This window comes from Clostridium psychrophilum (assembly GCF_018861705.1).
GTDB lineage: Bacteria > Bacillota > Clostridia > Clostridiales > Clostridiaceae > Clostridium_AD > Clostridium_AD psychrophilum.
Genome location: NZ_JAHLEC010000141.1, coordinates 1 through 7,023, shown reverse-complemented (window position 1 = coordinate 7,023; position 7,023 = coordinate 1). Strand labels below are relative to the sequence as shown.

5 protein-coding genes are annotated in these 7,023 nt (G+C 30.8%); all 5 read left to right on the top strand.

Translation table 11 applies throughout. The features are described 5' to 3' along the window. The first annotated feature begins 191 nt into the window (after window positions 1-191). The 5 genes from KPL38_RS17450 (at window position 192) to prfB (ending at window position 6,862) form a co-directional block, all read left to right on the top strand. Entirely contained in the window at window positions 192-1,220 is a 1,029-nt protein-coding gene (locus KPL38_RS17450) for a hypothetical protein (protein ID WP_216290417.1), read from the top strand. Then, window positions 1,193-1,873 carry a ComF family protein gene (locus tag KPL38_RS17445; protein WP_216290416.1) on the top strand — a complete coding sequence of 227 codons (681 nt, stop codon included), beginning with the start codon at window positions 1,193-1,195 and terminating at the stop codon, window positions 1,871-1,873. Before KPL38_RS17450 ends, KPL38_RS17445 begins: the two co-directional genes overlap by 28 nt. A 483-nt stretch (window positions 1,874-2,356) precedes the next feature. Further along, a complete protein-coding gene (hpf, locus tag KPL38_RS17440) occupies window positions 2,357-2,908 on the top strand; it encodes a ribosome hibernation-promoting factor, HPF/YfiA family (RefSeq protein ID WP_216290415.1) in 552 nt (183 codons plus the stop codon). A 190-nt stretch (window positions 2,909-3,098) separates the two neighbouring features. Then, window positions 3,099-5,600: a preprotein translocase subunit SecA gene (secA, locus tag KPL38_RS17435; protein ID WP_216290414.1), complete on the top strand. Its 2,502-nt coding sequence runs from the start codon at window positions 3,099-3,101 to the stop codon at window positions 5,598-5,600. 154 nt (window positions 5,601-5,754) lie between these two features. Next, window positions 5,755-6,862, top strand: a protein-coding gene (prfB, locus tag KPL38_RS17430) for a peptide chain release factor 2 (RefSeq protein ID WP_216290413.1) whose coding sequence is annotated in 2 segments (ribosomal slippage) — window positions 5,755-5,832 and window positions 5,834-6,862 — 1,107 coding nt in all. Because the reading frame shifts where the segments join, the coding sequence is not laid out codon by codon here. Window positions 6,863-7,023 lie beyond the last annotated feature (161 nt).

Below are 7,023 nucleotides of genomic sequence, written 5' to 3'. Positions count from 1 at the left end.
TATTCCATAGTGATTATCCTCCTGTGTGTTTTAGTTTAGGCGATTAAAGCATAACACAGAATTAATCCACTATGGATTTCTTATTGGTTCAACTTCATTTTACAACAGGTCCTATAATAAATATTAATAGTATCGAAGATAATACTTTAATAGTATCGAAAATAATACTTTAACTGGAAAGGAGATTTTACATGTTATATTACGCAAAATTAAACCTTAGTAAGGAAAAAGATGAAATTAGCAAAGAAATTTTAAAATGTCCTCAAGATGGCAAAAGAAGAATTGATGTTGTGTCTGCGTTTTATAATTCTTCTGATATATTTTTAAAAATTATAATTGCATTTGCTAATATTAAAAAGAACATACTATATGTAACTAATGAGGATTCACGTTGTATTGATATTATTTACTTTATAAATAAATTTAGCAATTTAGGTCAGCATGCATATACTACTGAAATAGATTATATAAATGTAAATGAATATTTACATATATGCAGTCCTGAAAATGCATTAAAACTACAAGGAAAATTTGATTTGGTGATTTATAACGATATTAGAAGTTTTCCTAAATATGATAAAGAGCAAATAAGAAATATATTATTAAAAAGGTGTAAATCTGATGGTACAGCTATAGCTTATTGCGTAGAAAATGTTTTAAACGAGGGAAAAACAATTATGTTCCCATTGAAAAACACTAATATACCTATTATAGAGCCTAGAATCATTACCACAAGAATAAATCTTAGTTTGGATATACCCTTGGTGGTTTACGAATATTTAAATTGGTCAATCATATCTAATAGAAAGGTAATAATATTTACACCAGATGAAGAAAAAGGTAATGCTGTGTTTGAGTATCTAAGCAATTTTAAAAAGAAGTTAAGCGAAAACATATTTTTATTCATTAGTAAAAAAAGTGATGATTCTATTAAAGTAAAGTTTATGAATAAAGATAAGGGGATAATAGTAACTAATGATTTCGAAGAAACTTATTTAGAATTTCATTCAGTTGATGTTATGGTTTATTTTGCTGATAATATTAAATTTAATCATAAACAATTATTGTGTTTATCAAGCAAGGTCGGAAGGTATGACAATGCACAAAGGGGAGAGGCCATATTTTTAGCTAATGCTGAAACAGTGCAAATGGATAGGGCTAAAAATATGGCTAGAGAATTTAATGAGAAAGCGTGGGAAAGAAGATTATTAAATACATAAAAAAAATATTTTATTGTTTAGCAGAACTTATGTATTCAGGCGATGAGCAATGCGTTATTTGTAAAGAATATAGCGAAGAAAGTGATGCATTATGTGCTACATGTAGAAAAAAATTAAGATTTTGCACTGAAAATTTTAATATAGGCCATGATCAAGAGACATATCCAGTTTGGTCGACATTTTATTATTCAAATATAGTAAAAGAGCTAATAATTAGACTTAAATATAAAAGTGACTTTATATGTGGTGAGATTTTAGCTAAATATATGTTAGAACTTGTAAAAAATAATAATTTACAGTTTGATTTAATTTCATATGTGCCTATGACTAAAAAAGGTTTAAAAATCAGAGGATATAACCAAGGCGAGTATTTAGCAAAGTACTTATCTAAATTTTTGAATGTTCCAGTAGTATGTAGCTTAATAAAAACTGAGAATACAAAAGATCAAATAGGGCTAAGTGGTGAAGAGCGTTGGAGTAATATGAAAGAATGTTTTAAAATTAAAGAAAATGAATTTGTGAAAAATAAAAATATATTACTTGTGGATGATGTTATAACTACTGGTGCTACAGCATTTTATTGTGCACGTAGACTAAAAGAAAATGGTGTAAATAATATATTTATATTGACTATAGCTAAAAGTAATGTATAATACGTATTGTAGTAAGTTAGGTTTGTGGTTGAAAGTCGATGCCAGTCGCAGGCGAAACGATCCACGTAAGTTAAACAAAGTTTAGTGAGCATGGTGCGGCTTAGAGGTTAGTCCTGCCGTTTAATAGACGAGAGTGTGAGTAGTGAGAAGGTAATTCTGGGTAGCAAAAGCTCCAGCAGGCGAGTGTGGGGTCAAAGACCAGGTCAACTAACTTAATATATAAAAACTCCTAACATTTATGCTAGGAGTTTTTATTTAACTAATAAAAATTAGAACTTTATAAATAGATAAACAAAGGGACAATAAGGAACATTAAGGAATATTAAGGGATATTAAGAGAAACAAACTTTAAATTACTTTAATATTTTGTGAATTCTGATTTTAATGGTTGCTATTTTGCCTTAGAAGTAATAAAATTAAGATACAAAACATATAATATGCTTATATTAAGCAATATGTGAATATTAGGAAGGGGCTGTGCGTATGAATATTAAAGTATTAGGAAAGAATATAGAGATAACAGAAGCCTTGAAAAATATTATTGAAAAGAAAGTATCGAGATTGGATAAGTATTTCAATCCAGATGTGGAAGCTCAGATAACATTGAGTGTTCATAAGAATAGACATACTATTGAAATTACAATTCCATTTAATGGGGTTATTTTAAGATCTGAAGAGCAAAATGAGGATATGTATACTGCCTTAGATATTGTTGTTGATAAATTAGAAAGACAAATTAGAAAACATAAAACGAAATTAGAAAAAAGAAATAAAGGAAATTCTCTTAAGTTCCAAGGAATACCAAAATATGATAACAGTGAAGATGGCGATATGGAGCCTAAGATAGTAAAGACAAAGAAATTTGCTTTTAAACCTATGTCAGCAGAGGAAGCAGTACTTCAAATGGAGTTAGTTGGACATAGCTTCTTCGTATACATGAGCGATGGTAGTTCAGAAGTAAATGGCAATTCAGAGGTAAATGTAGTATATAAAAGAAAAGACGGGAATTATGGTTTGATAGAACCCAAGCTATAAGGTTTTAAATAAAGGGATTAAAGTAGTTATATTTACTTTAATCCTTTTTTAACTTTTTAATTATTATAATAAAAACAACTTATAATTTACAAATTTTATAAAATTTTATAAGTTGAACAGTAGTAGCTTAAGTGATATAATTTGAATGTATATTTAGAAAGTCTTTAAAAGAATAGTGAGGATGTAAATTATGAAATTTTTTGATAAATTATTTGGTAGTTATAGTGATAGAGAAATAAAAAGAATAATTTCAACAGTAGATGAAATAGAAGCATTAGATTCAAAAATGACTAGTTTAAGTGACGAAGAACTTAAAGCAAAAACAGAGGAGTTCAAAACAGAATTAAGCAATGGGAAAACTTTGGATGATATATTACCTGAAGCATTTGCAGTTGTTAGGGAAGCCGCATGGAGAGTTCTTCACATGAAGCATTTTAGGGTGCAACTAATTGGAGGTATTATACTTCATCAAGGAAGAATAACAGAGATGAAAACTGGTGAAGGAAAGACTCTTGTGGCTACACTCCCTGCATATCTGAATGCATTAACAGGAAAAGGTGTTCACATAATTACAGTAAATGATTATCTCGCCAAAAGAGATAGAGATGATATGGGAAGAATACATGAATTCTTAGGTGTATCTGTAGGCGTAATAGTTCATGATATAGATCAAACTCAAAGGAAAGCTGCCTATAATTCAGATATAACATATGGAACAAATAATGAATTTGGGTTTGATTATTTAAGAGATAACATGGTTGTTTATAAGGAAGAAAAGGTTCAAAGAGATTTAAATTATGTAATCGTGGATGAGGTTGATTCTATATTAATAGATGAAGCTAGAACTCCCCTTATAATATCTGGCGAAGGAGAAAAGTCCACAGATTTTTATAAAGTTGCAGATTATTTTGTCAAAGGTCTAATTAAAGAAGAAGATTACACAATAGATGAGAAAGCTAGCGCTGTTATATTATCTGATTCAGGGATAGATAAGGCAGAAAAGTTTTTTCATGTAAAAAATTATGCTGATGCAGAAAATATGGGCATACAACATCATGTAGTTCAAGCTTTAAAGGCAAACTACATAATGAGAAAAGATAAAGACTACATGGAGAAAAATGGCGAAGTAATTATTGTAGATGAGTTTACAGGAAGACTTATGGAAGGTAGAAGGTATAGTGATGGACTTCACCAAGCCATTGAAGCAAAAGAGAGTGTAAAAATAGAGAAAGAATCAAAAACACTTGCAACTATAACTTTTCAAAACTATTTTAGAATGTATAATAAATTATCAGGTATGACTGGTACCGCTCTTACAGAAGAAAATGAATTTAGAGAAATATATGGGCTAGATGTATTGGTAATACCTACTAATATGCCTTTAATAAGGCGTGATAATGCAGATCTTGTTTATAAAACGGTTAATGGAAAGTATAAAGCTATAGTTGAGGAAATAATTGAAACATATAAAACTAAGCAACCCGTTCTTGTAGGTACTGTTAGTATAGAAAAATCAGAGCTAATATCTGATATTCTTAAAAAAAGGGGAATACCTCATCAAGTATTAAACGCTAAATATCATGAGAAAGAAGCGGATATAATAGCTCATGCAGGATCACTTGGAATGGTTACTATAGCAACTAATATGGCTGGTCGTGGTACAGATATTAAGCTTGAAGAAGGTGTTGTAGAAGTTGGAGGACTCAAGATAATTGGGACTGAAAGGCACGAATCTAGGCGTATAGATAATCAACTTAGAGGCCGTTCTGGTCGTCAAGGAGATCCTGGAAGTTCAAGATTTTACATATCACTTGAGGATGATTTAATGAGAATATTTGGTTCTGAAAGACTTCAAGGAGTTGTAGAAAAATTAGGGTTAACTGATGAGGATGCAATTGAGAGCAAGATGGTAAGTGGTGCTATAGAAAGTGCTCAAAAGAAAGTTGAAGGAAACAATTTCGATATAAGAAAGAATGTTGTTCAATATGATGATGTAATGAATCAACAGAGAGAAATAATTTACAGACAACGAACTGAGGTACTTCAAGGAGAAAATATAAAAGGTCAAATTGAAGATATGATAAAAGATGTTATTGTATCTGCGGTTGATTCACATATAAGTGGAAATGAAGAAAGTCTGGATGAAGAAGTAGTTAAATTAGTTAGTTATCTTGAAGAGATATATCTTCCTAAGGACATGGTTTCAGCGGAGGAACTTTCTAAAACAACTAATGATGAAATTAAGGAAACTCTCTTAGGTATAGCTAATAAAATATATTCACAAAAAGAAGAACAGTTCGGGGAAGAACAAATAAGAGAAGTTGAAAGAGTTATACTCTTAAGAGTTGTAGATAGCAAATGGATGGATCATATAGATGCAATGGAACATTTAAAGCAAGGCATTGGGCTTAGAGCGTATAAGCAACAGGACCCATCACAAGCGTACCAAATGGAAGGTAGCGACATGTTTGCTGAAATGATTGAGAGCATAAAGGCAGAGACTGTTAAATATCTATTCCATGTAGAAATAGAAAAAGCACCTGAAAGAGAAATGGTAGCGCAAATAACATCAACAAGTCAGGATGAAACTCCTAAAAATGTGCCTACTAAAAAAACAGCCAAACCGGGAAGAAATGATGAATGTCCATGTGGCTCAGGAAAAAAATATAAGAACTGTTGCGGTAGAGGATAATTATGTTTTTGAAATATAATTATTAGCTATAAAGGGGGTAAGCAAATATTAATTGCTAACCCCTTTTATAGGTGTTTTTAAATTAATAATAAATAAATAACTAACTAACTAACGTATTTTCAGATATATAAATATAATGAAAGAGGTGTTATGAGTGATAGTACTAGTTGAGGAAGTTTTAAGTCAAATAAATGTATTGAAAAGTAATATAGAAGAAATTAAGGTGTCTCTTTGACGTAACTGCTATGAAAAGACAATTGGGGGAGCTCGAGTTTGCAATGCAAGAGTCTAAATTTTGGGAAGATATTATAAGAGCGCAACGGATTACTCAACAGGCTAAAGGTATCAAAGATAGAATTGATAGGTTTAATCTATTAAAGGGTAAGACAGAGGATTTAGATATTTTGATAGAACTAAGTAAAGAGGAAGAAGATAACGCATCCCTTGCTGAAATAAAAATTGAATTAGGAGAGTTAGAGCTTAGTGCTGATAGGTTTAGAATAGAAATCTTATTATCTGGGAAATATGATAAAAATAATGCTATTTTAACTCTTCATACTGGAGCAGGCGGTGTTGATGCTCAGGATTGGACAGAAATGCTTTATAGAATGTATTCAAGATGGAGTGAAAAAAAGGGATATAAAATAGAAGTTTTAGATTACCAACCATCAGATGAGGCAGGAATTAAAGCTGTTACACTGAGAATAATTGGGGAATATGCCTATGGATATTTAATGGCTGAAAAGGGTGTACACAGATTAGTAAGAATTTCACCTTATAATGCAAATGGGAAGAGACAAACTTCTTTTGCTTCTTGTGAAGTACTGCCAGAACTCACTGAAAGTCAGGATATTGATATAAAGTCTGATGACCTCAGAATAGATACTTATAGATCTGGAGGGGCAGGAGGGCAACATGTAAATAAAACCGACTCAGCAATAAGGATAACGCATTTGCCCACAGGCATTGTTGTCCAGTGTCAAAATGAACGAAGTCAGCATAGTAATAAACAAACTGCAATGAAAATGCTTATGGCTAAACTTTTGGATTTAAAAGAAAGAGCGAAAAAGGATAAGATAGAAGACTTAACCGGAGATTTAAAAGAAAATGGTTGGGGAAGTCAAATTAGATCTTACGTATTTCATCCATATAATTTGGTTAAAGATCATAGAACTAACATAGAAACTGGAAATGTAAATGCAGTTATGGATGGGGATATTGATACTTTTATCGAAGGATATTTAAGGCAAAGTAATAAGTGATCTTAAACTTAATTTAATTATAAAAGTTGGTAAATTTGTTACCAGCTTTTGTTTTTTTATTATATAGGAAACAGCTTGCGGAAACCGCTGTGGATAACATTTTAGATAACATTTTAGATGAAAATTAGGTGGAAAATTCAAGAGAAATATGAGATGATTAA

Excerpts from the sequence above, each read along its gene's own strand:
- secA (WP_216290414.1), top strand. The coding sequence starts at position 3,099 with ATGAAATTTTTTGATAAATTATTTGGTAGTTATAGTGATAGAGAAATA.
- hpf (WP_216290415.1), top strand. The coding sequence starts at position 2,357 with ATGAATATTAAAGTATTAGGAAAGAATATAGAGATAACAGAAGCCTTG.
- KPL38_RS17450 (WP_216290417.1), top strand. The coding sequence starts at position 192 with ATGTTATATTACGCAAAATTAAACCTTAGTAAGGAAAAAGATGAAATT.